The 26,712-nt window shown below is 54.1% G+C and carries 21 protein-coding genes; 9 read left to right on the forward strand and 12 right to left on the reverse strand.

From position 1 onward, the window contains the following. Positions 1–616: 616 nt before the first annotated feature. The gene (locus AC07NP_RS01000; protein ID WP_494659309.1) at positions 617–1,792 is read right to left on the reverse strand and encodes a DNA repair protein; all 1,176 of its coding nucleotides are present in this window, start codon (positions 1,790–1,792) and stop codon (positions 617–619) included. Between the two features lie 280 nt (positions 1,793–2,072). Here AC07NP_RS01000 and pheP point away from each other — a divergent pair, with 280 nt between their 5' ends. Beyond that, on the forward strand, positions 2,073–3,467 hold the full coding sequence (gene pheP, locus AC07NP_RS01005) for a phenylalanine transporter (RefSeq protein WP_494659310.1): 1,395 nt from the start codon (positions 2,073–2,075) through the stop codon (positions 3,465–3,467). Positions 3,468–3,521: 54 nt separating this feature from the next. Here pheP and AC07NP_RS01010 read toward each other — a convergent pair whose 3' ends face one another. From AC07NP_RS01010 to AC07NP_RS01025, 4 genes are all read right to left on the reverse strand, one after another. Then, positions 3,522–4,766, reverse strand: a complete 1,245-nt coding sequence (locus AC07NP_RS01010) for a mechanosensitive ion channel family protein (RefSeq protein ID WP_494659311.1) — start codon at positions 4,764–4,766, stop codon at positions 3,522–3,524. Positions 4,767–4,902: 136 nt separating this feature from the next. Beyond that, positions 4,903–5,556, reverse strand: coding sequence for an oxygen-insensitive NAD(P)H nitroreductase (gene nfsB / locus AC07NP_RS01015; RefSeq protein WP_203358555.1), 654 nt, complete (start codon positions 5,554–5,556; stop codon positions 4,903–4,905). A gap of 120 nt (positions 5,557–5,676) precedes the next feature. Then, on the reverse strand, positions 5,677–6,045 hold the full coding sequence (locus tag AC07NP_RS01020) for an MmcQ/YjbR family DNA-binding protein (protein ID WP_203361301.1): 369 nt from the start codon (positions 6,043–6,045) through the stop codon (positions 5,677–5,679). Then, a complete protein-coding gene (locus tag AC07NP_RS01025; protein ID WP_203358554.1) occupies positions 6,045–6,626 on the reverse strand; it encodes a TetR/AcrR family transcriptional regulator in 582 nt (193 codons plus the stop codon). The genes AC07NP_RS01020 and AC07NP_RS01025 overlap by 1 nt, the downstream gene beginning before the upstream one ends. A gap of 191 nt (positions 6,627–6,817) precedes the next feature. On the opposite strand from AC07NP_RS01025, the gene AC07NP_RS01030 reads away from it, so the two are divergent. Both AC07NP_RS01030 and AC07NP_RS01035 read left to right on the forward strand, forming a co-directional pair. Further along, the gene (locus AC07NP_RS01030; RefSeq protein WP_494659312.1) at positions 6,818–7,918 is read left to right on the forward strand and encodes an MBL fold metallo-hydrolase; all 1,101 of its coding nucleotides are present in this window, start codon (positions 6,818–6,820) and stop codon (positions 7,916–7,918) included. Positions 7,919–7,946: 28 nt separating this feature from the next. Next, on the forward strand, positions 7,947–8,288 hold the full coding sequence (locus AC07NP_RS01035; protein WP_203358552.1) for a RamA family antibiotic efflux transcriptional regulator: 342 nt from the start codon (positions 7,947–7,949) through the stop codon (positions 8,286–8,288). A gap of 37 nt (positions 8,289–8,325) precedes the next feature. On the opposite strand, the gene AC07NP_RS01040 is transcribed toward AC07NP_RS01035, so the two are convergent. Beyond that, on the reverse strand, positions 8,326–8,574 hold the full coding sequence (locus AC07NP_RS01040) for a DUF1158 domain-containing protein (RefSeq protein WP_203358551.1): 249 nt from the start codon (positions 8,572–8,574) through the stop codon (positions 8,326–8,328). Between the two features lie 66 nt (positions 8,575–8,640). Then, positions 8,641–9,759, reverse strand: a complete 1,119-nt coding sequence (locus AC07NP_RS01045) for a YbdK family carboxylate-amine ligase (protein WP_494659313.1) — start codon at positions 9,757–9,759, stop codon at positions 8,641–8,643. A gap of 141 nt (positions 9,760–9,900) precedes the next feature. On the opposite strand from AC07NP_RS01045, the gene AC07NP_RS01050 reads away from it, so the two are divergent. Continuing rightward, positions 9,901–10,605: a GNAT family N-acetyltransferase gene (locus tag AC07NP_RS01050; RefSeq protein WP_494659314.1), complete on the forward strand. Its 705-nt coding sequence runs from the start codon at positions 9,901–9,903 to the stop codon at positions 10,603–10,605. Between the two features lie 36 nt (positions 10,606–10,641). Here AC07NP_RS01050 and betA read toward each other — a convergent pair whose 3' ends face one another. Genes betA through betI form a run of 3 tightly spaced genes read right to left on the reverse strand, consistent with a single transcriptional unit; the run spans position 10,642 to position 14,411 of the window. After that, on the reverse strand, positions 10,642–12,318 hold the full coding sequence (gene betA, locus AC07NP_RS01055) for a choline dehydrogenase (RefSeq protein ID WP_494659315.1): 1,677 nt from the start codon (positions 12,316–12,318) through the stop codon (positions 10,642–10,644). Between the two features lie 13 nt (positions 12,319–12,331). Then, a complete protein-coding gene (gene betB, locus AC07NP_RS01060; RefSeq protein ID WP_494659316.1) occupies positions 12,332–13,804 on the reverse strand; it encodes a betaine-aldehyde dehydrogenase in 1,473 nt (490 codons plus the stop codon). Between the two features lie 13 nt (positions 13,805–13,817). Continuing rightward, the gene (betI, locus tag AC07NP_RS01065; protein ID WP_490468314.1) at positions 13,818–14,411 is read right to left on the reverse strand and encodes a transcriptional regulator BetI; all 594 of its coding nucleotides are present in this window, start codon (positions 14,409–14,411) and stop codon (positions 13,818–13,820) included. 274 nt (positions 14,412–14,685) lie between these two features. Here betI and AC07NP_RS01070 point away from each other — a divergent pair, with 274 nt between their 5' ends. Continuing rightward, the gene (locus tag AC07NP_RS01070; protein ID WP_301696556.1) at positions 14,686–16,719 is read left to right on the forward strand and encodes a choline transporter; all 2,034 of its coding nucleotides are present in this window, start codon (positions 14,686–14,688) and stop codon (positions 16,717–16,719) included. On the opposite strand, the gene entD is transcribed toward AC07NP_RS01070, so the two are convergent. Both entD and AC07NP_RS01080 read right to left on the reverse strand, forming a co-directional pair. Then, positions 16,664–17,368, reverse strand: coding sequence for an enterobactin synthase subunit EntD (gene entD / locus AC07NP_RS01075; protein WP_494659317.1), 705 nt, complete (start codon positions 17,366–17,368; stop codon positions 16,664–16,666). The two genes, AC07NP_RS01070 and entD, sit on opposite strands and share 56 nt — an antisense overlap. 47 nt (positions 17,369–17,415) lie before the next feature. Continuing rightward, entirely contained in the window at positions 17,416–19,689 is a 2,274-nt protein-coding gene (locus AC07NP_RS01080) for a TonB-dependent siderophore receptor (RefSeq protein ID WP_494659318.1), read from the reverse strand. 257 nt (positions 19,690–19,946) lie between these two features. On the opposite strand from AC07NP_RS01080, the gene fes reads away from it, so the two are divergent. The 4 genes from fes (at position 19,947) to wzz(fepE) (ending at position 26,704) form a co-directional block, all read left to right on the forward strand. Then, the gene (gene fes / locus AC07NP_RS01085) at positions 19,947–21,179 is read left to right on the forward strand and encodes an enterochelin esterase (protein WP_494659319.1); all 1,233 of its coding nucleotides are present in this window, start codon (positions 19,947–19,949) and stop codon (positions 21,177–21,179) included. 31 nt (positions 21,180–21,210) lie between these two features. Next, complete coding sequence (locus AC07NP_RS01090; protein ID WP_494659320.1) at positions 21,211–21,429, forward strand: MbtH family protein; 219 nt, start codon at positions 21,211–21,213, stop codon at positions 21,427–21,429. Next, positions 21,426–25,310: an enterobactin non-ribosomal peptide synthetase EntF gene (entF, locus tag AC07NP_RS01095; RefSeq protein WP_494659321.1), complete on the forward strand. Its 3,885-nt coding sequence runs from the start codon at positions 21,426–21,428 to the stop codon at positions 25,308–25,310. Before AC07NP_RS01090 ends, entF begins: the two co-directional genes overlap by 4 nt. A 251-nt stretch (positions 25,311–25,561) precedes the next feature. After that, the gene (gene wzz(fepE) / locus AC07NP_RS01100) at positions 25,562–26,704 is read left to right on the forward strand and encodes an LPS O-antigen length regulator Wzz(fepE) (RefSeq protein WP_494659322.1); all 1,143 of its coding nucleotides are present in this window, start codon (positions 25,562–25,564) and stop codon (positions 26,702–26,704) included. The last annotated feature ends 8 nt before the right edge of the window (positions 26,705–26,712 follow it).

Consider the following 26,712-nt stretch of genomic DNA (forward strand, 5'->3'; position numbering starts at 1 on the left):
ACGATCTCCTTGAATTTGGGTACAGCGTACCGCCCCTTTTTTCAACCATTAAAAAAGGGTCTGTCTCACTTTATAAATACGGTTAGATACAGGCGTATATTCGTGCGCGTACTGAACGCTGTTCAGGCATCCTGATTTATTCGATATTCGCTGTCTTTATTTGAATTTGTAACTATTCTTACGGTGAATATTACTCTTAGCCAAAATGTATGATAAATCGTTTATTTCAGTACACTGGGTATGATTGATAGATTTCACTTATGGATGGCCTGTAACGTCTGGTGACTCATCGGCGAAAGACAGCCAAATCCGAAGTTGTCATGATGAAATTTATTAAGAGTTCTTATATTTCAGCGTGATGCTCGTCACGTTTTCTGGAGGGGGAAGATGGCTAAGAAAATTCCTGGCATGCTGAGGGGGAAAGGGCAGAGAAAAGAGAAAAATGGAGGGTGAAAAGATGTTATTGGGTTTAAATTTTTAGATTTATCATCCACGTGGTGTTTTGTGCTAGATTATCTAAATTATTTAGTGTTTTGATTTTAATTTTGCAATTGGTGCTAAATAACAAAATGTAACTTGCTAAGAAACGTTTTGGCAGGTAGCGGATTTTCGCGGTTTAGCCTGCCTGGATCTCCTGCTCAGCCTGTTTCATTTGTTCTTCCAGCGTGTCGCGGATGCCCGCCAGGGAGCGTTCCTGCTCAGATAACCAGGCTTCTTTATCCTGGACGGATGTTGCAAGACGCCAGGCGTTTTCAGACTCCAGTTCAGTAATCTCTTTTTGCAGGGCGTTAATCTGTGTTCTGAGCTGTTCTATCCTGGCATGCAGGTGTTCGGAATTGTTCAGCCTGTCGCTTGCCATCATGGGTTCCAGACCACGATGAAGCTGGGTGAGTAGCGCGCGAATGGTCGCCAGATCCGCATTCTGGCGGGCCTGGTTAAGCTGAACCATCATCTGATGCGCTTTTTCCTTCAACGCGTCGGCGACGACATCCGGGTGACAGAGTCGGCTTGCCTGACGCCACAGGCGCTTAAGCTCGTTGCGCTCATCCGCAGAGAGCTGTTGGTCCCGGTCATGGCGATGCAGCGCATCCTGCTGCTGTTCGCGGTATTGTGCATATTCGTTATCTGCATTTTCGCGCGCCTGGCGAGTGGCGCTCTCCTCCTGACGGGTAAAATCATTTTCCAGTTCGCGAATCTCAGCCAGCAGGGCAGTGATAAGTTCGGTCTGTTGCTGAACACGTTTTCGAACCTCCGCCGCTTCCCGGGACGTTGAACTGAGGCTCACCCAGTGCCGCTTGAGCGTCGCCAGTTGATCGATCGCCTGTGAAATGTACTGCTGGCAGGATTGGTAGTCCTTTTCTCTGCGCCTGAGCTCGGCTTCTTGTTTGCGTTGCGCGCTGGCGGCCAGTTGCTGGCGTAATTCCAAAATGCGGCTCATTAATGGGCCAAGACGGAGGTGGTACAAATCATTAAAGTCATCGAGGATCTGAAGACGGGTATTACGCTTGTCGATCAGCGCGTGTAACTGGGACTCGAGCGCTTTCAGTTCCAGTTTGGCGGCCGCGATAGCCGGATCCTGCCATGTTGATACCGCGCGCTGAGCGTCCAGCCAGGCGGTAATCTCAGCCAGGGCGTCGCTGAAGCGTCTCTCTTCAAGGGTGTGGGCAATCGACCCAATGGCGGCATCCAGAGCGTCGTCTTTCAGGTAAACGAGCTGCTGCCAGATGATCTCTTCATCTTCAAGTTCGATGGCGCTTTTGACGATCTCTAGCCGTTTAATGATCTTATTCATGAAAACTGTTGCCTGGCATGGCTTAAAAATGAGTGACAGAGAATAGTTCTGAGACACCCGTTTGAAAATACAGAAAAAATATTAAAACGCATTCTGTGGTCTGCGACGCCTTTTCGTCCACCGGAATTCATGAAAATTATCTGTTTCCCACAATATTAGGGCTTCTCTGGCGCTTTAAACGCCGGTTTTCGCGTTCTCCGTTCCCTCGGATTGTGCCTTGCGACAACGAAGTCGAAATGTTAAAAGGAGCGCCTCAATAAAAACGACACAGGGGTAGGGCGTGAAAAACGCGTCAACTGCATCTGACACCAGTGTGTCAGATGCCGCGTCGAACAGTGAACCGACGCTTCATCGAGGGTTACAAAACCGTCATATTCAATTGATTGCCCTCGGGGGCGCTATTGGTACGGGTCTTTTTCTGGGAATTGGCCCTGCCATTCAGATGGCCGGTCCGGCCGTTTTGCTGGGTTACGGTGTCGCCGGGATCATTGCCTTTTTAATCATGCGTCAGTTGGGCGAAATGGTCGTTGAAGAACCGGTTTCTGGCTCTTTTGCCCATTTTGCGTACAAGTATTGGGGACCGTTCGCAGGCTTCCTTTCCGGCTGGAACTACTGGGTGATGTTTGTGCTGGTGGGTATGGCGGAGCTGACAGCGGCCGGTATTTACATGCAATACTGGTTGCCCGATGTCCCGACCTGGATCTGGGCCGCCGTCTTTTTCGTTATTATTAATGCGGTAAACCTGGTGAACGTGCGTCTGTATGGCGAGACGGAGTTTTGGTTTGCGTTAATTAAAGTGCTGGCAATCATCGGTATGATCGGTTTCGGGCTGTGGATGCTCTTTTCCGGCAGCGGCGGCGAGCACGCAAGCATTGAGAACCTTTGGCGTTATAACGGCTTTTTTGCCACCGGCTGGAACGGTTTAATTCTCTCGCTGGCGGTGATCATGTTCTCCTTCGGCGGGCTGGAATTGATTGGTATTACCGCGGCGGAAGCGTGCGATCCGCAAAAAAGCATCCCGAAAGCGGTGAATCAGGTGGTTTACCGTATTTTGCTGTTTTATATCGGTTCTCTGGTGGTGCTGTTAGCGCTTTATCCGTGGGTCGAGGTGAAATCTAACAGCAGCCCGTTTGTGATGATTTTCCACAATCTGGACAGCAATGCGGTGGCCTCAGCGCTGAATTTTGTCATTCTGGTGGCCTCGCTGTCGGTCTATAACAGCGGCGTCTATTCCAATAGCCGGATGCTGTTTGGGCTGTCCGTTCAGGGCAATGCACCGAAATTCTTAACCCGTGTCAGCCGTCGTGGCGTGCCGGTGAACTCGTTGCTGCTTTCCGGGGCGGTCACCTCGCTGGTGGTCTTGATCAACTACCTGCTGCCGCAAAAGGCGTTTGGCCTGTTAATGGCGTTGGTGGTGGCGACCCTGCTGCTGAACTGGGTAATGATTTGCCTTGCGCACCTGCGTTTTCGTGCTGCAATGCGTCGTAAGGGACGTGACACGCAGTTCAAGGCGCTTCTCTATCCTGCCGGGAACTACCTGTGCATCGCGTTTCTGGCGATGATTCTGGTTCTGATGTGTACGATCGACGATATGCGTCTGTCGGCGATGTTACTGCCCGTGTGGGTTCTGTTCCTGTTTGTGACCTTCAAATTGCTGCGCCGTAAAGCCCGCTAACGAATCGCCGATCTCATCCTGTTGATGAGATCGGCATCATCCCTGGACGTCTAATTAGCGCTGAATCGCGCCCGATAACGACCGAATATCATTGCCGGTTGGCGACTGGTGGATGCGCAAGCCGAACTCTTCGATGACCGCAAAAATGTGATCGAAAATATCGGCCTGAATGCTCTCGTATTCCAGCCAGACGACGGTATTGGTGAACGCATAAATTTCGATCGGTAAGCCGTGATCGTCCGGCGCCAGCTGGCGCACCATCATAGTCATATCTTTGCGAATCCGCGGGTGATGACGTATGTATTCATTCAGATAGGCGCGAAAGGTACCAATATTGGTCATCTGACGGTGATTGAGGACCGACTCCGGAGCCGATAATTGTTGATTCCATTCATTAATTTCCTGATGACGCGAGGTTAGATAAGGCGCTAACAGGTGCGCTTTATTCAGCTTTTGCAGCTCCTCTTCACTGAGAAAATGAATGCTGGTCGCGTCAATATTGATACTGCGTTTGATTCGACGGCCACCGGACGCGGACATGCCACTCCAGTTTTTAAACGAGTCGGACACCAGCGACCAGGTCGGGATGGTGGTGATGGTATTATCCCAGTTACTCACTTTCACGGTGGTTAAGCCAATATCGATCACCGCGCCGTCAGCGCCATATTTCGGCATCTCCAGCCAGTCGCCCAGTTTGAGCATATCGTTGGCAGAGAGCTGGATCCCGGCGACCAGCCCGAGAATGGGGTCTTTGAACACCAACATCAACACGGCGGCCATTGCACCAAGACCGCTGATGAGAATCGCGGGCGATTGACCAATTAACAGCGAAATCATCAGAATACCGACCAGAATCGCGCCGATAAGCTTAATGCCCTGGAAGATCCCCTTCAGCGGAAGCTGAGACGCAGTGGGGAATTTTTGCGCCAGGTTTAGGATCACATCCAACAGGGAGAACATCGACAGCAGGGAATACATCATGATCCACAGCTGCGCACAGGTGGTCAGAATGCCTGCCGCTTCGCTGCCTTTGTGTAACCACAGCACGGCCTGGATGTTGACGATAATACCTTGCAAGGTAAACGCCAGTCGGTGGAACAGCTTGTTCTGAGTAATAATTTGCAGCCACAGGTGGGAACTGGCCTTCGCACGTCTCTCAAAGGTACGCAGCACTCCCCAGTGCAAAATAATATGCACAATAATGGCAGTCAGAAAAATAATGCCAAAAATCATCACCAGCGAGGTGGTGTGATTCATTTCAATGCCTAACTCCTCTACCTGAGATATCAATTCCTGCATAATGTCTCCTTAATAAACAGAGACCTATGATGAAGGTTGTAGAGAAAATATGCAAATGCGGGCAGGGGAGACAATGCGCAGATCATTGATCGGCCGGATCTCAGGCAACGCCGTGATCCGGCACGGAGAGTGCGTTTTAGACTTCCGTCAGGGTAGTTTCCTGAGGCAGACGCGATTTCGGTAGGGCAGCGTTAAAATCTTCGATACTGTGATGTCCGACAGGAACGACGACCAGGCTGGTGTAGCCTTTTTCCGTCAAACCAAACTCTGCGTCGAGAATGTCGGCAGCAAAACCTTCGATGGGAACAGCGTCAAGGCCCATTGCCGCCACGCCCAACAGGAAGTTACCCACGTTGAGGTAAACCTGTTTTGCCATCCAGTGGTTGTCGTCTTTGAGTTCTTTACGGTGCATATCGGCGAAGAACGTACGGCCTTTGTGGTTAGCGGCTTTGGCTTCTGGCGTGGCGAAGCGGCCATCGATCTCTTCCTGATCCACGACGCGCGTAAGCCAGGCGTCATCCATAGCCGTTTTGGCACAGAAGACCACCACGTGGGACGCGTCGAGCATTTTGCGTTCGTTAAACACAAAACTCCCGGCGGCAGATTTCGCAACGCGCGCTTTACCTTCATCAGTGCTGGCCACGATGAAATGCCACGGCTGAGAGTTGGTGCTGGACGGGCTGAATTGCAGCAGCGTTTTCAGCTTTTCAGCTTCCTCTGCGGTCAGCTTTTTGCTGGGGTCGAACGCCTTAGTGGAGTAGCGTTTTAAGGCGACAGAAACGATATCCATAAATACTCCTGAGTGTTTTGGCACCCTCTGCGGGTGTGTTATCTGCCAGCAGGGTACAGGGTTGGCGCAGAAAAGATAAGAGAGAAAAATGCAAAAACACTTATCCGCGCCAACGATAAATCAGGTGGGGCGCAGCCGTTTCTGATCTTTTTTCGCCAGGCCATCGACCACCCGGTTCCAGGAATCATTCAGCAGATCGTGAAGCAGTGACTCGCTGATATCGTCGCCCGGATACACGGAGATCCAGTGTTTTTTGTTCATGTGATAGCCAGGCTTAATGCTGGGATAAATTTGCTGATTAAGCAGTGATTTTTGTGGATCGGACTTCAGATTAATGAGTGGGCGGCTTTGATGCGCTAAGGCAATCATGAAAATCTTGCCGCCCACTTTAAAGACATCGTATTCCGGACCGAATGGCCAGCAAAGCTCGGTAAAGGGCAGTTCAAGCGCGATGCGTTTCGCGCATTCATGCAGGGTTTGCCCATCCATCATTTTTCCTCACGGGTCAGGGCGCGCCACATCGCTTCAAAACCCAGCGAGATGAGCGCATCGGCGCGGGCGGGATCGCGGGCGGCGAACTCGATGGTCGTTTCCGCCAGTGAAAGAAACAGCGCATCGCCAAACGCGCGGTATTCCTCAGACATGAAAACCGGCAGCACGGAGCGATGGCAGAGATCGCGCAGTTCGGGGAACATGTCATCCGCCTGCTGCTCTGTCTCTTTGGTGATCTTTTCACTGACCGCGAGCTGGCGAATGGTGCGATGCCCGGTAGTGTTGTTCAGACCCCAGTTGATGTAGCTCTTCCAGATGAAGTGGGTCAGGGTCTTGTCATCGGTAATCGAACGATCCAGTTCCGCCATCATGGACTGGCAGAGATTCTGTTTCAGATGGAGATAAAGCGCGTTGATTAAGTCATCTTTTGTCGCGAAATAGCGAAACAACGTTCCCTCTGCAACCCCTGCGCCCCGGGCGATGACCGCCGTCGATGCCGCGATGCCGGATTGCGCAATCGCCGTGGTTGCGGCTTCCAGTAATGCCTGTTTTTTGTCTTCACTCTTCGGACGAGCCACTACACTTTACCCTTAAGTCTGTAAGAAAATACGATTGAATCACGGCATGTGCAGCGCCGCAACGGCGAATGTCAAAGATTGAAAATCATCTTGACGGGAAACGTTCGCTTTCTATAATGAGTGCCTACTCACTCATAATCAAGAGTCAGCCGCGCAAACCATCGGAAAGGTGCGCGTTTTCGGGTCAGGATATGAAGCGTCTCACAGTTTGTGTGGTTTTTATTATGCTCATTACCTCAGCAGCCAGTTTGCCGTTTGTCCTTAATCCCGGGTTTGGTCAGGCGCCGCAAGGCAGCCAATTAACCCGGATTGAACAGTCGCCGCACTATCGCGATGGCGCGTTTCGCAACGCGTTGCCTACGCCGGGTTATACCGGAGATAAAGGGATGATTGCCGCGTGGTGGGAGTTTCTGGTGGCGAAACGGGAAAATGCGCGACCGCCTCAGCCCTTGCCGCTGGTGCCTACCGATATTGCCGGTTTGCCGCAGGCGCAAGAGACGCTTATCTGGCTGGGGCACTCTTCCTGGTATCTGCAACTGTCAGGCAAACGCATTCTGATTGACCCCGTATTCAGCAACTACGCCGCGCCGTTTTCGTTTTTAAACAAAGCGTTTGCCGGGAATTATCCCTGGACGGCACACACGATGCCGGACATCGATCTGCTGATTATTTCGCACGATCACTATGACCATCTGGATTACGCCACCATCACGGCGTTAATACCGAAGATTAAACGGGCGATCGTTCCGTTGGGCGTCGGTTCGCATCTGCGCTACTGGGGAATGAACAGCGACATCATTGAAGAGCGCGACTGGAACCAGTCAGTCAGAGTCGATGACTCACTGATGGTTCATGTCTTGCCTGCCCGGCATTTTTCTGGCCGGGGTATTAAACGCAACCAGACCTTGTGGGCGAGTTTTATGTTTGAGACGCCAGAACAGCGAATTTACTACAGCGGCGACTCGGGTTACGGGCCGCATTTTAAAGCGATAGGGGAACAGTTTGGCTCCGTGGATCTGGCCATCATGGAAAACGGCCAGTATGACCAGGACTGGAAGTACATCCATATGATGCCAGAAGAAACGGCGAGGGCCGCGCAGGACCTGCATGCAAAGGCGGTTTTACCCGGCCATGCAGGGCGCTTTGTGCTAGCGAAACACACCTGGGACGATCCGTATAAACGTCTGGCGTTTGCGAGTCGCAATAAAGACTACCGGTTGCTGACGCCGACGTTAGGCGAGCAGGTAAATCTGGCTGACCCAACGCAGTCGTTTACGGCCTGGTGGGAATAAGGATTCTTTTTAAAGAGGGAAGAGCACCATGACGATTTCCGCTCGGGTTATCGAAACAATTGTTGCGTGGATTGATGATAATTTAAATCAGCCGTTACGCATTGATGATATTGCGCGTCATGCGGGCTATTCAAAGTGGCATCTGCAACGCCTGTTTTTGCAGTACAAAGGTGAGAATCTGGGGCGCTACGTTCGGCAGCGTAAACTGCGACTGGCCGCGCGTGATTTGCGCGATACAGACCAGAAAGTGTATGACATCTGTCTGAAATACGGCTTTGATTCGCAGCAGACGTTTACGCGGGTGTTTACCCGTACGTTTAACCAGCCGCCCGGTGCGTACCGTAAAGAAAATCATAGCCGTGCGCACTAAACAGCATCGGGAGGCGCAATGGCACGGCCTTCGCGATTCACTCCGCCAGTGAGAACCAGCGCCGCCAGATAAAACGAATCACAAGGTATTCGAGGGCGCCAAGCACCAGGAACCACAGGCAAAACAACAGGGTGTAAAACTGGTTGAGATCCATCAAATGAAAGGTCGCAACCAGCTTTTGCGCCAGCACCAGGCCGAGCGACGGCGCGGGCAGCAGCAAACAAGAGAGAAACGCCATCAGCAGAATACCGGCAGCGGTCATCAACGATTCAAGGGGGTGTTTCATGGCATTGTTAAACTTGAGTTAAAAAGCCATTGTCCGGGATATCGTCAGGTAACGCAAACCACACCGTTAAAGTCCCGCCCAGATTTCAGTATGTTTTTTTACCAGACCGGTTAACGAACCGCCCTCCTTGATGAAATGACGCATTTGCTGCGCCTCGTTCAGCCCATTTTTCACCTGCAGATGCAATGCCTCAATCGCGCTGGCGGCATTGACCTTGTCAGCAAAGGGGGCGATTTTTTCCAGCAGACGCAGCGTGTCGTCCGCCAGTCGATGATGCTCGCCGGTGTGTACATCCGTCACAATACCGTCCAGACCGTACCGACACGCCTGAAAACGATTGAATCTATACAGCAGGTAATCCCGTTCCTGATGTTTAAACGGGCGCTCAGAGAGCAACCAGCAGGCGGTGGCCTGAATCAACCCCGCCATATTGACTGCGTGGCTCAGGGTCAGCGGCGTATCCATGACTCTGACTTCTACCGTCCCAAAGTGAGGGCTGGGGCGAATATCCCAGTGCAAATCTTTGATGCTGTCGACCATACTGGTGTAGCTCAGACGGCGAAACAGACCCTCAAATTCCTGCCAGTTGCTGACCCACGGCATGGGACCGTTATCCGGAAAGGCAGAGAAGATATTCAGCCGCGAGGAGGCAAAGCGGGTGTCTGAACCCTGCATATAGGGCGATGCGGCAGAAAGCGCAATAAAATGCGGCACAAAGCGGGACAAGCCGTGCAGGAGGTTGATGGCGTCATCACCGCTGGCGCAACCGACATGCACATGCTGACCAAATACGGTCGCTTGTTGGATCAGATAACCAAAGCTTTCCAGGTTACGTTGATAGCGTTTATCGTCGCAGACTTGCTGGCGCTGCCACGTCTGAAACGGATGGGTGCCGCCGCCGCAAATGGCGAGATGGTGGTTTGCTGCAACGTTTAGGATAATCTGCTGCATCGCCGAAAACTGTGCGGCAGCCTGGTCGATGTTATGGCAGATGCCGGTTGCCATCTCCAGCATGCTTTCAGTGATATCGTGCTTCACTTCTCCGGCCTGAAGATGGGGGATGACGTCATCAATAAGGTGTGAGGAATCCTGGCTCAAATCATAACCCGGCGGGTTAACCACCTGCATTTCCAGCTCAATGCCCAGCGTAAACGGTGTGGAGGTATGAAAGTCGGGTAGCGGCATAGCGGACTCGTGTGTGGGTGTTTATTCCTCATTATAGAAGACGGTATTTATTCACCAGACTGATGATTTCCTGGGCGGTGTCTTTTCTTGCCGCAAGCAAACTGATATAAAAATTTAACGACCAATCTGCTGGGGTGAACTGTGCCGGAAATTAATCTGTATGGACAAACGGTGGGCGACGCGCTGCCGGACTGGACGGGGGCGTCACGGCTTTCCCGTGTTGCGCTTGACGGGCGTTATTGTCGACTGGAACCCCTCGAACCTGAACGCCATGCCGCTGACCTTTTCGATGCTTATGCGCAGGCCGCCGATGAGCGTGACTGGACCTGGCTTGCCAGCGAACGCCCGGAAAGCGTGCAGGCGACAACCCGCTGGCTCGATGGCAAAGCCCGTGACGAGACGCTGGTTCCTTTTGCCGTGATTGATGCCCGCTCGGTACGTGCAGTAGGGCTGGTTTGCTATATGGCGATTGAGCAGGAGCATGGGTCGGTCGAGATTGGGCATGTGACCTGGTCACCGCGAATGAAGCAGACGGTGCTGGGTACAGAAGCAATCTGGCTACTGTTGGGCCATGCGTTTGCGCAAGGATACCGTCGCATCGAATGGAAATGCGATTCGCTGAATACGGCATCGCGCCAGGCGGCGGAGCGATTAGGTTTTGTCTATGAAGGCCGGTTTCGGCAAAAAATTGTGCGCAAAGGGCGTAATCGTGACAGCGACTGGCTGTCGATGATTGACGGCGAATGGCCGCAATGCGATCGCGCGCTGCAATGCTGGCTGGCACCGGAGAATTTTGATGAGCACGGCCAGCAGAGAAAAACGCTGGTGGCGTGTCGCGGCGCATAAGTGCGTCTCCGCTCTGCGCCCAGAGCGGAGTCTGTGTTAGCGCTGCGGCGCTGTTCGTACTGGCGTATCACCTGCCACATAATAATCGGCGGTACTTTTGGCCAGCGGTGTACGACCGCGAATGGCGTCGGCAATTTTCTCGCCGATCATGATGGTGGTGGCGTTCAGATTGCCGGTAATGATTTGCGGCATAATCGAGGCATCCACCACGCGCAGATTCTCTACGCCATGGACTCTTCCTTCGCTATCCACCACCGCCATCTCGTCATACCCCATTTTACAGGTCCCGCAGGGATGGAACGCCGTCTCGGCGTGATCGCGCACAAAGGCGTCCAGTTGTTCATCGGTCTGGCAGTCAATCCCCGGGCTGATTTCCCGGCCACGGTATTGATCCAGCGCGGGCTGGTTGATGATTTCCCGCGTGATGCGAATCGCGTCGCGAAACTCCTGCCAGTCCTGCTCCGCCGACATGTAATTGAACAGAATGGCCGGGTGTTCACGCGGGTCACGTGATGCCAGATGCACATGGCCCCGACTGGGGGAGCGCATTGAGCCTACGTGGCACTGAAAACCGTGTTCTTTGACGGCGTTCGAGCCGTTGTAATTAATGGCGACCGGCAGGAAGTGGTACTGAAGGTTCGGCCAGGCAAATCCGTCACGGCTGCGGATAAACCCTCCCGCTTCAAAATGGTTGCTGGCACCCGTGCCAGTGCCGCCGAATAACCATTCTGCGCCAATCTTCGGCTGGTTCCACCACTGCAGGGCCGGGTAAAGCGACACCGGTTCTTTGCATTCATATTGCAGGTACATCTCCAGATGATCCTGCAAATTTTCGCCGACGCCAGGCAGAGGGTGTACCAGCGGAATCGCAAAGGCGGCGAGCAGCGCCGGATCGCCCACGCCGGAGCGTTGCAGGATCTGTGGCGAGGCAATCGCCCCGGCACAAAGCAGCACTTCTTTGCGTGCGGTTGCTTTGTTCGCAAGGGTGCTGTCGCCTTCCAGCCACTCCACGCCTACCGCTTTTTTACCGTCAAAGAGGATACGGTCGGTCAGGGCATGGGTGATGATGGTCAGATTCGGGCGCTGCCGGGCCTGATCAAGATAGCCCCGGGCGGTGCTGGCGCGACGACCTTGCGGCGTGACGGTTCTGTCCATCGGACCAAATCCTTCCTGCTGGTAGCCGTTGAGATCGTCGGTGCGTGGATATCCTGCCTGGACGCCCGCTTCTACCATCGCATGGAACAGGGGATTGTTATTGTGCTTTGGGGTGGTGACGCTCACCGGGCCTTCGCCGCCGTGATAGTCGTTAGCGCCGGTATCACGGCACTCCGCTTTACGGTAGTAGGGCAGGCAATCGAGGTAGCTCCAGTGTTCGAGACCCGGTTCCTGCGCCCAGTTGTCAAGATCAAGGGCATTGCCGCGGATATAACACATGCCGTTAATCAGTGACGATCCGCCCAGCCCTTTTCCTCGCCCGCACTCCATGCGGCGATAGTTCATGTACGGTTCCGGTTCGGTTTCATAGGCCCAGTTATAGCGCCTGCCCTGTAAGGGGAAGGCGAGGGCGGCGGGCATTTGAGTGCGAAAGTCGGCGCGATAGTCCGGACCGCCTGCTTCCAGCAGCAGTACGGTGGTATCGTTGTCTTCTGTTAAGCGTGTCGCCAGCACGTTGCCGGCGGAGCCGGCGCCAATAATGATGTAGTCAAAATGCAAATAAACCTCCTGGTTAGAATTGGGATTGAAACTGACCCATCTCAACCTGGATGGATTTCACCTGGGTGTAACTTTGCAGCGTCATCACGCCATTTTCGCGACCAATGCCCGAGTGTTTGTAACCGCCAACCGGCATTTCGGCGGGGGATTCACCCCAGGTATTGATCCAGCAGATCCCCGCTTCCAGTTGGTGAATCACGCGGTGCGCGCGGTTGAGATCGTGGGTCACCACGCCTGCCGCCAGTCCGTAGTCCGTATCGTTAGCGCGGCGCACGACCTCGTCTTCGTCTTCGTAAGTCAGGATTGACATCACCGGGCCGAAAATTTCTTCACGCACAATGGTCATTTCGTCATGACAGTCGGTGAAGACCGTCGGGGCAACCCACGCGCCGTTGTCAAAGCCGTTGCCTTTCAGCGCCTCGCCGCCGCAGAGCAGCGTTGCACCTTCCGCCTTACCGCTGTCGATATAGCGCAGAACGTTTTCGCGGTGCGAAAAACTGACCAGCGGGCCAAAGTTGGTGGACGGGTCAAACAGATCGCCTGCGCGAATGCGCGCTACGCGGGCGAGGATGGTTTGTTCAAAGGCGCTTTTCATCCGTGTCGGAACAAACACGCGGGTGCCATTGGTGCAAACCTGGCCGGTGCTATAGAAATTCGCCATCATGGCGATGTCTGCGGCAAGATTGAGGTTGGCGTCCTCAAAAATAATCAGCGGTGATTTCCCGCCCAGCTCCATCGTCACCTCTTTGAGCGAGGATGCCGCTGAGTTCGCCATCACTTTTTTGCCGCTGGCGACACCGCCGGTGAAGGAAACCTTCGTGATGCCCGGATGTTCCGTCAGCCATTGCCCGGTTTCGGCGCCAGTCCCCGGCAGCACGTTAAAGACGCCGTCCGGCAGACCCGCTTCAGTATAGATTTCTGCCAGCTTTAAGGCGGTGAGCGGGGTGACTTCACTGGGTTTGAAGATCATCGCGTTACCAGCGGCAAGTGCCGGAGCGGATTTCCACAGGGCGATTTGGATCGGATAGTTCCACGCGCCAATGCCCGCGACGACGCCCAGCGGTTCGCGGCGCGTGTAAACAAAAGAGGTTTCACGCAGCGGGATTTGCGTGCCTTCCAGCGCCGGGATCAGCCCGGCGTAATACTCAAGCACATCGGCGCCGGTCACGATATCGACGCTGGCGGTTTCGCTGAACGGCTTCCCGGTGTCGAGCGTCTCCAGTGTTGCCAGCTCGTCGTTACGCTCGCGCAGAATATCCACCGCCCGGCGCAAAATCCGCGAGCGTTCCATGGCGGTCATCGCCGCCCAGATTTTCTGCCCGCGTTGGGCACTCTTCACGGCGCGATCGACATCCTCGCGGCCCGCTTCCTGTACGGTGGCCAGGATTTCACCGTTGGCGGGATTGGTAGTCTCGAAGGTGCGACCGCTGGTGGCGGCAGTGTATCTACCGTCAATGTAAAGCTGTTGTTCTGCCATTCGGGACATACACTCTCCTCGGTTAGTCAGTGGTTTTCGGCAAATGTTGACTGATGAAATGGGTGGTCAGCGCCTGAGCGCGACTCAGATTGAACGGCTCGTTGCTGAGTGCGGCACGTAGCCACAGTCCGTCAATCAGGGCCGCCAGCCCGTAGCCCGCCTGTTGCGCCTGTTGATGCGAAAGCTCACGCCTGAACTCGTAAACAATGTTGGAGAGCAGACGTTTACCGGCGATCTGCTGCAGCCGGAACAGCATCGGTTGATGCATACTGCTCGCCCAGAAGGCCAGCCAGGCTTTCATTGCCGCCTGACTTATCTGACTGTCATCGAAATTCCCCGCCACAATGGCGCGTAATCGCAACTCGGCGCGGGCGTCTTTCAGCGCATGCAGACGATGTAAAACAGCGTGGCGAAGCTGGCTGGTGATGTCGCGCATCGTCGCCTCCAGCAGCCCATTTTTATCCTTGAAGTAGTGGCTAATGATGCCGGTCGAAACACCGGCGCGGCGGGCTATTTGCGCGATGGTGGCATCGTGCATGCCAACCTCATTAATGGCGTCCAGCGTGGCGTCGATCAACTGCCTGCGGCGAAGGGTTTGCATCCCCACTTTGGGCATTTTTCACTGCTCCAATCATCAGTTGTGTTTATGTATTTAACCGTTTTTTGATTGGACGTTCAATATAAAATGTGTATTAATTGTTATATCGATTGGCTGATTTCGTTAAGGAGATATTCAGGGGTGTTTAATTTTTTCATTTAAAAACAAATAATTATTCTTATTTCATTTCTGTGTATAAGGTTATTTTTGGTAAGCGTACAATAACCTTACAGAGTCTCCAGGAGTTTGCTGCTCAACAGAGTAGTCAGCGTTACTTAATCTGAGGTAATCGATGACGAACCTTGTTACCGACGGAGAAAAGGACAAAATCAATCCCGTTGTTTTTTACACGTCAGCCGGACTGATTTTGTTGTTTTCCCTGACCACCATTTTCTTTAGTGATTTTTCCGCCATCTGGATTGGCCGTACCCTCAACTGGGTTTCCAAAACGTTCGGTTGGTATTACCTGCTCGCCGCCACGCTCTATATTGTTTTTGTTATCTTTATTGCCTGCTCGCGCTTCGGTTCGGTCAAGCTGGGCCCGGAACAATCGAAACCTGAATTCAGCCTGCTAAGCTGGGCAGCGATGCTGTTCGCGGCGGGGATTGGTATTGACCTGATGTTCTTCTCGGTGGCTGAGCCTGTTTCTCAATATATGCAGCCGCCGGAAGGGGCGGGGCAGACCATTGAAGCGGCGCGCCAGTCGATGGTGTGGACGCTTTTTCACTATGGGCTGACCGGCTGGTCGATGTACGCGCTGATGGGGATGGCGCTCGGTTATTTTAGCTACCGCTATAATCTGCCGCTGACGATCCGCTCGGCGCTGTATCCGATTTTCGGTAAGCGCATCAACGGACCTATCGGTCATAGCGTCGATATTGCGGCGGTTATCGGCACGATTTTCGGTATCGCCACCACGCTGGGAATTGGCGTGGTACAGCTCAACTACGGGCTGAGCGTGCTGTTTGATATTCCGGATTCGATGGCGGCGAAAGCGGCGCTGATTGTGCTCTCGGTGGTGATCGCCACAATCTCGGTGACCTCGGGGGTAGATAAAGGGATCCGCGTGCTGTCGGAACTCAACGTGCTGCTGGCGCTGGGGCTGATCCTCTTTGTGCTGTTTATGGGCGAAACCTCGTTTCTGCTCAACGCGCTGGTGTTGAACGTGGGCGACTACGTGAACCGCTTTATGGGCATGACGCTCAACAGCTTTGCCTTTGACCGTCCGGTCGAGTGGATGAATAGCTGGACGCTGTTTTTCTGGGCGTGGTGGGTGGCGTGGTCGCCGTTTGTCGGCCTGTTTTTGGCGCGCATTTCCCGTGGACGTACGATTCGCCAGTTTGTTTTCGGCACCCTGATTATTCCGTTCACCTTCACCCTGCTGTGGCTGTCGGTGTTTGGTAACAGCGCGCTGTACGAGATCATCCACGGTGATGCCGGTTTTGCCGAAGAGGCGATGACCCATCCTGAGCGCGGTTTCTACAGTCTGTTGGCGCAGTATCCGGCGTTTACCTTTAGCGCGTCTGTCGCCACAATCACCGGGCTGCTGTTCTATGTGACCTCAGCGGATTCCGGTGCGCTGGTGTTGGGGAATTTCACCTCGAAACTGAAAGATATCAACAGCGATGCGCCCGCCTGGCTGCGCGTGTTCTGGTCGGTGGCGATTGGTCTGTTGACGCTGGGTATGCTGATGACCAATGGGATTTCCGCGTTACAGAACACGACGGTGATCATGGGACTGCCCTTCAGCTTTGTGATCTTCTTTATTATGGCCGGACTGTATAAATCGCTGAAGGTTGAAGATTACCGACGGGAAAGCGCCAACCGGAACACTGCTCCGCGCCCGATGGGCGTTCAGGACCGGTTGAGCTGGAAAAAACGGTTGTCGCGGCTGATGAACTATCCGGGAACCCGTTATACCCGCGAGATGATGGAGACGGTCTGTTTTCCGGCCATGGAAGAGGTGGCGCATGAGCTGAAACTGCGCGGCGCGAACGTTGTGCTTTCAAGCCTGCCGCCGGAAGAGGGGGAAGCACTCGGTCATCTGGATTTGCGGGTGAATCTGGGCGATGAACGTAACTTCGTTTATCAAATCTGGCCGCAAAAGTATGCGATCCCCGGTTTTACTTATCGGGCGCGTAGTGGGAAATCGACCTACTACCGGCTGGAAACCTTTCTGCTTGAGGGCAGTCAGGGGAACGATCTGATGGACTACAGCAAAGAGCAGGTGATCACCGATATTCTCGATCAGTACGAGCGGCATCTGAACTTTATCCATCTGGATCGTGAAGCGCCGGGGAACGGGGTCCTGTTTCCTGGAATGTAGGATGCGCCAGGCATAACGTGATGACACATTCATCATAAGTTTGCCACTCGACGTTAACGACATGATCGACGACGTTGGGTGAAAAGAGTGCGGTTAAACGCAAGCTAATACGGCTTGCGTTTATCGCACTGATTTTCGCGCTGTCGAATCCCGGCCACGCATTGACCCTTCCACAAAACGCTTTATACAGACTCTCTTTGGCGGAAAAGGCCAGCGTTAAGGCGAGAGTATAAGGAAGGGCGCTGGAGAGTAAAATCTCCCGCTCCTCATTATCAACGATGCTGCCTGTCAGTTCTTCTGCCATCTGCGGTGTAAAAATCGCCTCGATATCCACACCCACTGGCTGCCTCGACACAACGGCCAGTGCGGTCGTTGCACAATGACTGATACTGCCCGATAAACCCGCAGGCCATAACGGCTGGCGCTGTTCGCCGATAGCGGGAACGGCTTTACTGCCGTAATCGCGCAACGCGTGGACGGCGGCGATGCGCCCGGCTAAATGCTCGGCTTTGCGTTTTCGTCCGGCTGCGTGTAACTGTGCGTGATGCGGGAGCCAGAAGAGATCGTGCTCATGGAAGCTGTCAGGGTTGAACGCAATACAGTGCAGCGTGTGCCCGGCAAAAGAGAGGGTTGAGTGATGAGTTAGCATGGTTTTTCAGGAAATCCCCCTCCCCATGAGGAGAGGGGGAATCAGCATCAGAAGTGGGTATTTACGCTCATATACCACGTACGACCCGGTTCGTTATAGGTGTACGCGCCAGCGCCTGCCATAAAATCACCGGTTTTAGTATCGCTGACGGTCTGCGCATTACCTTCACGCCACAGACGTTTGTCAAAGACGTTATCCACGCCGCCGGTCAGACTGACGTTTTTCGTCACGTCCCAGGTCGCGCTCAGACCGACAATGCTGTACGGACTGACGGATTGTTTATCCGTACCCGTTACCGGTTTGCCCTGGTAATCGTATTTCTTCGGCTCTTGTTTGCCGTACCAGGTGAGCGTTGATTGCAGAGAAACGTCCTGACGCACCTGCCAGCTGAGGGTTGAGTTCAGGGTGTACTCCGGAATAATCGACAGGCGTTCGCCGGTTTCTTTATTCTTACTCTGCAACATATAAGTGATGTTGTTGGTCCAGTTTACGGTTTCGCTAACTGGCACGTTCAACGTCCCTTCCAGCCCTTCTACCACCGCTTTTGGTACGTTTTCCCACTGATAGATATCGGTGTAGGTCGTTTTCCCTTTGTTGGAGATGGACGTTCTGCTGAGCGGCGTCGTACCGGCTTCTATCTTGTTACGATAATCGTTACGGAACCAGGTCACGCCCGCCAGCCAACCGTCACGCTTGAATTCCAGACCAATCTCTTTGTTGATGCTGGTTTCGGCTTTCAGGTCATCGTTACCCATCATGTAGCAACCAATACCGCTGGCCGCTCCTGTGGCATAACAACCCTGGCCTTTACTGTACAGAATATAGTTCGGGTTAGTCTGGTACAGGCTTGGCGCTTTGTAGGCGCGCGCGATCCCCATCTTCAGGGTGAAGTCATCGCCCAGACCTTGCGACAGGTTCAGGGACGGGCTCCAGTTGTCGCCCACAATACTGTGATGATCGAAACGCAGGCCCGGCGTTAGCATGGTGCTGTCGGTCAGCTCCATGTTGTTTTCAGCAAACAGCGAGAAAATTTCCGCTTTGGAGTACGGGCTACGGTCGGTACTGGACGATCCCGGAATATCGCCGCCCATAAAGGTTTGCGAGTTGGAGAGCATATCTTTCATGCGCTGTTGGGTCCATTCGGTACCCACCGTCAGGTTCTGATTCACGAAGAGATCGAACGGAACGCTTACTTCGCTGTGCAGCATGACGTCATTCAGATCGGCATCGACATATTTCTGCGATGCTTTTGGATCGAAGATGCCTTCGGTGCCCCCCGCTAAGCCTTCTGGCGTGCGGGAGTTGCGGGTATGTTCATACTGCACCCAGTTGCTGGTGGTGACACCGTTATCCCAGCCGCCATTCCAGGTTATGGCGTAGTTCTGGCGATACATACGGTTGGTTTCTTCCCCGTAGCTATCTTTCACGAGCTGGTTGGTGTTGGTGTTCTGCGTATCACCGGCGTAGAGGTTACCCTGGCGGTTGTAACCGGCTTCGAATTCCAGAGACTGGAGCGGGGCGAAATCCCAGCGCACAACGCCATTGATATCTTTATTGATCACCCCTTCACGGCCCGCAGGCAACGTGTCGGCGTAGCTGCCAGTACGTTCCGATTGATGGCCCTGGTTGATGTCACGCGCATCGGCCTGCGTTTTGTCGAGATTACCGAACAGACGGAAACTGAAATCTCCGCCCAGCGGGCCGTTCAGGCTAAAGTTGGTACGTTTGGTTGAACCTTCTTCTTTATGTTCCGGCGCGTTGAAATAGGTGTTCCACGAACCGTGCCACTCGCTGCTGCCCTTTTTGGTGATGATGTTCACCACGCCACCGGCGGCGCCATTACCGTAACGGGCTGCGGCAGGACCGCGCAGCACTTCGATACGCTCAATCATCTCCGGCGGCACCCAGGAGGTATCACCGCGGGTATCGCGTTCACCGCGCCAGCCAAGGCGCACAGAGTTACGGCTGGTGACCGGTTTGCCGTCAATCAGGATCAGGGTATTTTCCGGGCCCATCCCGCGAATATCAATTTGACGATTGTTCCCGCGCTGACCACTGGTGGAGTTGCCCGTCAGGTTGACGCCAGGCATGGTGCGGATGATTTCCGACACATCGCGGGCGGGAGGATTTTTGCGGATTTCATCAGCGGTGATGGTGGAAACACCCGGTGCCTGTAAGTTCTGTTGGGCGGCGGTCACCACGATAGTGTCTTCATTGGCGACGGCAGGGGTGTCTGCTGTCTCTTCTGCCAGTGCGGGCAGCGCTACCCCATAAATCCCTAAATTGACCAGTAAGGCCAGGGAATGAATCTTCTTGTTCATTGTATGTCCTGCTTTTTTTAGCCACGTGTGCCAACGTCGCCCGGTAAAGGGGAGTTAGCCTGATGTCGCCCGCCTCTGCGAAGACCCTCCATTCCAGAAAAGCACGCAGTGCCAGAGCGTTTATAAGTGGTGAAATACTGTTCGCGCTTCCCACAGCGCGACAATACGCTATTGCAAATGCAAATAGTTATCAATAATATTATCAATATATTTCAGCGATGAATGAAAAATTGCACAATAAACATGGGGTTATGTTGGTGGCAGCGTTTTCGGTGGGAAGTGATAGCTGGTGGCAGTCAAAAAATGGACCTGAATGGGTACGTACGGAAAACGGTGATTGCCGGGTCACTTTCTGGTGGCGCGACCCGCAGGGAACAGAAAATCACTCCCCGATACGCCGTGTATGGGTCTACATCACGGGTGTCACCGATCATCATCAAAATTCCATTCCGCAGTCAATGCAGCGCCTTGCCGGGACGGATGTCTGGCAGTGGAGCACGGAACTTAGCGCCCGCTGGCGGGGCAGTTACTGTTTTATCCCGTCTGCGCGTGACGATATTTTTACCTCATTGGTAGCCGGTGAAGCGCCTGACCGCACAGCGCTTCGTGAAGGATGGCGACAACTTTTACCGCAGGCGATTGCCGATCCTCTCAACCCGGTCAGTTGGACAGGAGGAAGAGGGCATGCCGTTTCGGCGCTGGAAATGCCCGATGCCCCGGTACAGCCAGGATGGGATCGCCCTGAAAAACCGGATACCCCCCCGCGTTGTTTGCAATGGCGCAGCGAACGTCTGGGCAACACCCGACGCGTGTGGGTGTTTACCACCGGGAAAAATTCCGGGGAGAAACGTCCACTAGCGATTCTGCTGGACGGGCAGTTTTGGGCGCAGAGCATGCCGGTCTGGCCCGCTCTCACCTCGCTCACGTCCCGAAAGCAGCTTCCGGCTGCGGTTTATCTGCTGATCGATGCCATCGACACCCCTCACCGTAGCCGGGAATTGCCGTGCAACGCCGACTTCTGGCTGGCGGTTCAGCAGGAGTTATTGCCGCAAGTGCAAGCCGTCGCGCCCTTTAGCGATAGCCCTGAGCAGACGATCGTAGCCGGACAAAGTTTTGGCGGACTTTCGTCGCTGTACGCAGGACTGCACTGGCCTGAGCGATTTGGCTGTGTGCTGAGTCAATCGGGATCTTACTGGTGGCCGCATCGCGGTGCTCACCAGGAAGGGATCGTTACTGAGCAATTGAAGACGGGCGCTGTTTCGGCACAGGGATTGCGCATTGTGCTGGAGGCGGGCATCAGAGAACCAATCATTTTTGAGGCGAATCAGGCGCTTTACCGCCAGTTGCATAACGTGCAGCCATCGGTGTGCTGGCGTCAGGTTGACGGCGGACATGATGCGCTTTGCTGGCGCGGCGGATTAATGCAGGGGTTGATGACGTTATGGCAACCGCTGACTGACCCCCGCGAGCATCAGAACAATCAGGCCTGATCCGGGCGGGTTTCCACGACAGGAGTTGAGTATGGAATTCAGTAATCCCTTCGATAATCCGCAGGGACAGTTTTACATTCTGCAAAATGCGCAGCGCCAGTTTAGTCTCTGGCCTCTGCAGTGTTCACTGCCCGCGGGCTGGCAGGTGGTGTGCGAGCCGCAATCACAAGAAGACTGCCAACAATGGCTGGCGACCCACTGGACGACATTGACGCCCGCCCATTATGCCGATGTGCAGGAGGCACAATGACCCAACGTTTACCTTTAGTCGCCGCGCAGCCGGGGATCTGGATGGCGGAAAAGCTCTCTTCTCTGCCTTCCGCCTGGAGTGTGGCGCATTACGTGGAATTATGCGGCGAGCTGGACGCGCCTTTACTGGCGAAAGCGGCCGTGGCGGGAATGAAACAGGCTGACACGCTGCGTTTGCGGTTCACGGAAGATAACGGAGACGTCTGGCAATGGGTTGATCCACAGTTACCGATTGCCGAGCCGGAGATCATCGACCTGCGCGGTGAATCTGCGCCCGTCGCCGCCGCGCTGGCGGTGATGCACGCCGATCTCGGGCAAAATCTGCGGGCCGATGGCGGAAAACCGCTTGCCCTGCACTTATTGATTCAGGTGGATGACACTCGCTGGTACTGGTATCAACGCTATCATCATTTGCTGGTGGATGGCTTTAGTTTCCCGGCCATTACGCGACAGATCGCCGCCATTTACCGCGCATGGCAACGGGGAGAACCAACACCGGACTCCCCGTTTACCCCCTTTGCCGAGGTCGTGGACGAGTATCAGCGCTACCGTGACAGTGAAGCGTATCAGCGTGATGGGGCATTTTGGTCACAACAGCGCACTCAGTTACCGCCTCCCGCATCGCTCTCTTCCGCCCCCTTGTCTGGCGGTACCGCCAGCGCTGATGTTTTGCGCATGAAATTGAACGCGCCGGAAGGCATGTTCCGCCAACTGGCAACCCGTATGCCCCATGTGCAGCGCGCAGATCTCGCGTTGGCGCTGGTATCACTATGGCTTGGGCGGTTATGTGGACGCCCTGATTACACCGCCGGCTTTATCTTTATGCGGCGGATGGGATCGGCCGCGTTGACCGCGACGGGGCCGGTGCTGAATGTTCTGCCGCTGGGAGTGAACATCAGGGCGGCAGAAAGTCTTGCGGAACTGGCGACGCGTCTTGCCGGACAACTGAAAAAAATGCGCCGCCATCAGCGTTATGACGCCGAACAGATTGTCCGCGACAGCGGACGTGCGGCGGGCGGCGAACCGTTATTCGGCCCGGTTCTGAACGTGAAAGTGTTTGACTATCAACTGGAAATTCCTGGCATTCAGGCTATTACCCACACGCTAGCGACGGGACCGGTTAACGATCTGGAACTGGCGCTCTTCCCTGATGAAGAGGACGGCCTGAGTATTGAAATCCTCGCCAATAAACAGCGTTACGAGGAAGCAACCTTAGTTCAGCATGCTTCGCGTCTGATGGCGCTGATTAACCAGTTTGCGGCAAATCCTTCGCTGCGCTGTGGCGATGCCGATATGCTGTTGCCTACCGAGTATGAACAGCTCGCGAAGGTGAATGCGACGGCGGTGAATATCCCGTCGACCACGCTCAGCGCGCTGGTGGCGGAACAGGCATGTAAAACGCCGGATGCCCCTGCGCTGGCGGATGCGCGCTATCAGTTCAGCTATCGTGAAATGCGTGAGCAGGTGGTGGCGCTCGCCAATTTACTGCGTGAACGTGGGGTGAGACCGGGGGACAGTGTCGCGGTGGCGTTGCCGCGCTCGGTGTTCCTGACGTTAGCGTTGCATGGCATTGTCGAAGCCGGTGCCGCCTGGCTACCGCTGGATACGGGATATCCGGACGACCGACTGCGAATGATGCTGGAAGACGCGCGGCCGAAACTGTTGATTACCACCGATGAGCAATGGGGCCGGTTTAGCGGGATTCCAGGCCTGGAAAGTCTGTGCTACAGCGAGCCGCTGGCGGCTGGCGACACCGCGCCATTAGCACTTTCTCAGCCACACCATACTGCATATATCATTTTCACCTCGGGGTCGACGGGAAGACCGAAAGGGGTGATGGTGGGGCAAACGGCGATCGTGAACCGTTTGCTGTGGATGCAGGATCATTATTCGCTGACGACAGACGATGTGGTGGCGCAAAAAACGCCGTGTAGTTTCGATGTTTCGGTGTGGGAGTTTTTCTGGCCGTTTATTGCCGGTGCCAGGCTGGTGATGGCGGAGCCGGAGGCGCATCGCGATCCGCTGGCGATGCAGCATTTCTTTGCACGCTACGGCGTGACCACCACGCATTTTGTACCGTCAATGCTGGCGGCGTTTGTCGCTTCGCTGACATCTGAAACCGCCCGCAAACGTTGTGCTTCGTTACAGCAAGTTTTTTGCAGTGGAGAGGCTCTGCCCAGCGACCTGTGTCGCGAGTGGCAACAGCTGACCGGCGCGCCGCTGCATAATTTGTATGGGCCAACGGAAGCGGCAGTGGATGTCAGTTGGTATCCAGCCTGTGGCGATGAACTTGCTGCGGTGACCGGAAGTAGCGTGCCGATCGGTTATCCGGTCTGGAATACCGGTCTGCGGATCCTCGATGCCATGATGCGCCCGGTGCCTCCGGGAACGGCGGGGGATTTGTATTTGACCGGCATCCAACTGGCGCAAGGCTATCTGGGAAGGGCGGATTTAACGGCAAGTCGTTTTATCGCCGATCCGTTTGCGCCGGGTGAACGGATGTACCGCACTGGTGATGTGGCGCGCTGGCTCACCTCTGGCGCTGTAGAGTATCTGGGGCGCAGTGACGATCAGCTTAAGATCCGGGGTCAGCGTATTGAACTGGGGGAAATCGACCGCGTGATGCAAATGCTGCCGGATGTCGAGCATGCCGTCGCTCATGCCTGTGTGTTTAATCAGGCGGTGGCAACGGGCGGCGATGCCCGACAACTGGTGGGATATCTGGTATCACGTTCCGGTTTGCCTCTGGACGTAACCGCGTTGCAGGAACAGCTCCGTGAAAAACTCCCGCAGCATATGGTTCCGGTGGTGCTGCTTCAACTGGCGGAACTGCCGCTGAGCGCCAACGGAAAACTGGATCGCAAAGCATTGCCGATGCCGCAGGTGACACAACGTACGCAGGGGCGTGCGCCGCTGCCCGGTACGGAAACGACAATCGCTAACACCTTTGCTCAAATGCTGGGATGCGAGGTCAACGATGTGGAAGCTGATTTCTTCGCGCTGGGGGGGCACTCATTGTTGGCGATGAAACTGGCCGCGCAGTTGAGTCAGACATTCTCGCGCCAGGTCACACCGGGTCAGATTATGGTGGCCTCCACCGTCGCACAACTGAGTGCGCTGCTGGATACTGTTGAAGACGAGCACTCCCGGCGACTGGGATTCGAAACGCTATTACCGCTGCGCGAAAGCGATGGGCCGACGCTGTTTTGTTTCCATCCGGCTTCCGGTTTTGCCTGGCAGTTTAGCGTCCTGGCGCGCTACCTCGCGCCACAGTGGTCAATCATGGGGATTCAGTCGCCACGACCCTATGGTCCAATGCAGACGGCGGCGAACCTTGATGAGGTCTGTGAGCACCATCTGGCGACGCTGCTGAAACAGCAGCCACATGGTCCGTACTATTTACTGGGGTATTCTCTGGGAGGGACGCTGGCGCAAGGAATCGCTGCGCGCTTACGCGCCAGAGGGGAAAACGTCGCGTTCCTCGGTCTGCTGGATACCTGGCCGCCGGAAACGCAAAACTGGCAGGAGAAGGAGGCTAACGGATTAGATCCGGAAGTGTTGGCCGAGATCGACCGCGAGCGTGAAGCGTTTCTGTCCGCTCAGCATGGGCATGCCAGCGAGGCGTTGTTTTCGGCCATAGAAGGAAATTATGCGGATGCGGTACGCTTGCTCACCACGGCGCGTAGCGTACCGTTTGATGGCCGGGCCACACTCTTTGTGGCCCAACGAACGTTACCGGAAGGCGTTAGCCCTGAGCGGAGTTGGGCTCCGTGGATAGCCGGGTTGGATATCTACCGTCAGGACTGCGCGCATGTCGATATTATTTCGCCGTCCGCGTTCGAGAATATTGGCCCAATAATTCGTGAGCTGCTTAGCATATAACGGGCGTTTTCTGGACGCTTTCAGATAATATCATTATACAAACCCATAATAAGAGCTAATTATTATGGGTTTTTGTTTGCATTGATTGCTATTTAACATAAATGAAACATAACCAGAGGGTAAGCACAATTCCTAATAATGTGTTTGATGAGGACTATTATACAAAGATCGTTTCGGATAATTCTGAGTAGCTGTTAGAATCGTGTCAAAGAAGGATTCTTTCATCAAGTTTTGTACTCAGGTTATACGGTATGTCATCACTTAATGTTAAACACGAAAAAGACTCGGAATTTACTGCCTGGCAACCCGCATCGGCAACCCGTAATAGTAATGAGATTGATTTATTAAACCTCATTGATGTTTTATGGCGTGCGAAAAGTCGAATTGTTGCTGTCGTTTTTGCTTTTGCATGTATCGGGTTACTGATCTCATTTCTCCTACCGCAAAAGTGGACCAGCGAGGCGATTGTCACACCGCCTGAACCTATTCAGTGGCAGGGGCTTGAGAAAACCCTGACGAAACTGCGGGTGCTGGATTTGGATGTGAGCGTCGATCGTGGCGGCGTATTCAACCTTTTTATCAAGAAGTTTCAATCCCCTTCATTACTCGAAGACTACCTCCGCTCATCACCTTACGTTATGGATCAGCTGAAAGATGCCAATATCGATGAGATGGATTTGCACCGGGCAATCGTGGCGCTGAGTGAAAAAATGAAAGCGGTCGACAGTAATGCAGGTAAGAAAAATGAAACGTCGTTATATACGTCGTGGACTTTGAGTTTTACCGCTCCGACGCAAGAAGAGGCACAAAAGGTTCTTGCAGGATATATCCAGTTTATTTCCGATCTCGTTGTGAAAGAGTCTATTGAGAATATTCGCAACAAGCTGGAAATAAAAACCAGTTTTGAAAAAGAGCGACTGGCGATGGATCGGGTCAGACTCAAAAACCAGCTCGAAGCCAATATTCAGCGACTCAATTACTCACTGGAGATCGCTAATGCGGCCGGGATCAAGAAGCCTGTTTACAGTAACGGTCAGGCAGTAAAAGATGACCCTGATTTCTCTATTTCACTGGGTGCTGACGGTATTGCACGTAAACTACAAATCGAAAAATCCGTGACGGATGTCGACGAAATTAACGCAGAATTACGTAATCGCCAGTACAACGTTGAGCAACTGAGCGCGATGAATGTCAGGGATGTCAAATTTGTTCCCTTTAAATACCAACTGGCGCCTTCTCTGCCTGTGAAGAAAGATGGTCCACGCAAATCTATCATCGTTATTCTGGCGGCGTTATTGGGTGGCATGGTGGCATGTGGTGGGGTATTACTGCGCCATGCATTGATATCCCGCAAGATGGGGGAATCCCTCTTAATGGAAGAGCAACCGACCTGATGGTCTGT

The sequence above is a fragment of the Citrobacter sp. GW821-FHT07H02 genome (assembly GCF_059418505.1).

What these genes read in the sequence shown, in the direction of transcription:
- AC07NP_RS01000 (WP_494659309.1), bottom strand. Translation starts at nt 1,792, where the DNA reads ATGAATAAGATCATTAAACGGCTAGAGATCGTCAAAAGCGCCATCGAA.
- AC07NP_RS01010 (WP_494659311.1), bottom strand. Translation starts at nt 4,766, where the DNA reads ATGCAGGAATTGATATCTCAGGTAGAGGAGTTAGGCATTGAAATGAAT.
- nfsB (WP_203358555.1), bottom strand. Translation starts at nt 5,556, where the DNA reads ATGGATATCGTTTCTGTCGCCTTAAAACGCTACTCCACTAAGGCGTTC.
- AC07NP_RS01020 (WP_203361301.1), bottom strand. Translation starts at nt 6,045, where the DNA reads ATGGATGGGCAAACCCTGCATGAATGCGCGAAACGCATCGCGCTTGAA.
- AC07NP_RS01030 (WP_494659312.1), top strand. Translation starts at nt 6,818, where the DNA reads ATGAAGCGTCTCACAGTTTGTGTGGTTTTTATTATGCTCATTACCTCA.
- AC07NP_RS01035 (WP_203358552.1), top strand. Translation starts at nt 7,947, where the DNA reads ATGACGATTTCCGCTCGGGTTATCGAAACAATTGTTGCGTGGATTGAT.
- AC07NP_RS01040 (WP_203358551.1), bottom strand. Translation starts at nt 8,574, where the DNA reads ATGAAACACCCCCTTGAATCGTTGATGACCGCTGCCGGTATTCTGCTG.
- AC07NP_RS01045 (WP_494659313.1), bottom strand. Translation starts at nt 9,759, where the DNA reads ATGCCGCTACCCGACTTTCATACCTCCACACCGTTTACGCTGGGCATT.
- betB (WP_494659316.1), bottom strand. Translation starts at nt 13,804, where the DNA reads ATGTCCCGAATGGCAGAACAACAGCTTTACATTGACGGTAGATACACT.
- betI (WP_490468314.1), bottom strand. Translation starts at nt 14,411, where the DNA reads ATGCCCAAAGTGGGGATGCAAACCCTTCGCCGCAGGCAGTTGATCGAC.
- AC07NP_RS01070 (WP_301696556.1), top strand. Translation starts at nt 14,686, where the DNA reads ATGACGAACCTTGTTACCGACGGAGAAAAGGACAAAATCAATCCCGTT.
- entD (WP_494659317.1), bottom strand. Translation starts at nt 17,368, where the DNA reads ATGCTAACTCATCACTCAACCCTCTCTTTTGCCGGGCACACGCTGCAC.
- AC07NP_RS01080 (WP_494659318.1), bottom strand. Translation starts at nt 19,689, where the DNA reads ATGAACAAGAAGATTCATTCCCTGGCCTTACTGGTCAATTTAGGGATT.
- AC07NP_RS01090 (WP_494659320.1), top strand. Translation starts at nt 21,211, where the DNA reads ATGGAATTCAGTAATCCCTTCGATAATCCGCAGGGACAGTTTTACATT.
- entF (WP_494659321.1), top strand. Translation starts at nt 21,426, where the DNA reads ATGACCCAACGTTTACCTTTAGTCGCCGCGCAGCCGGGGATCTGGATG.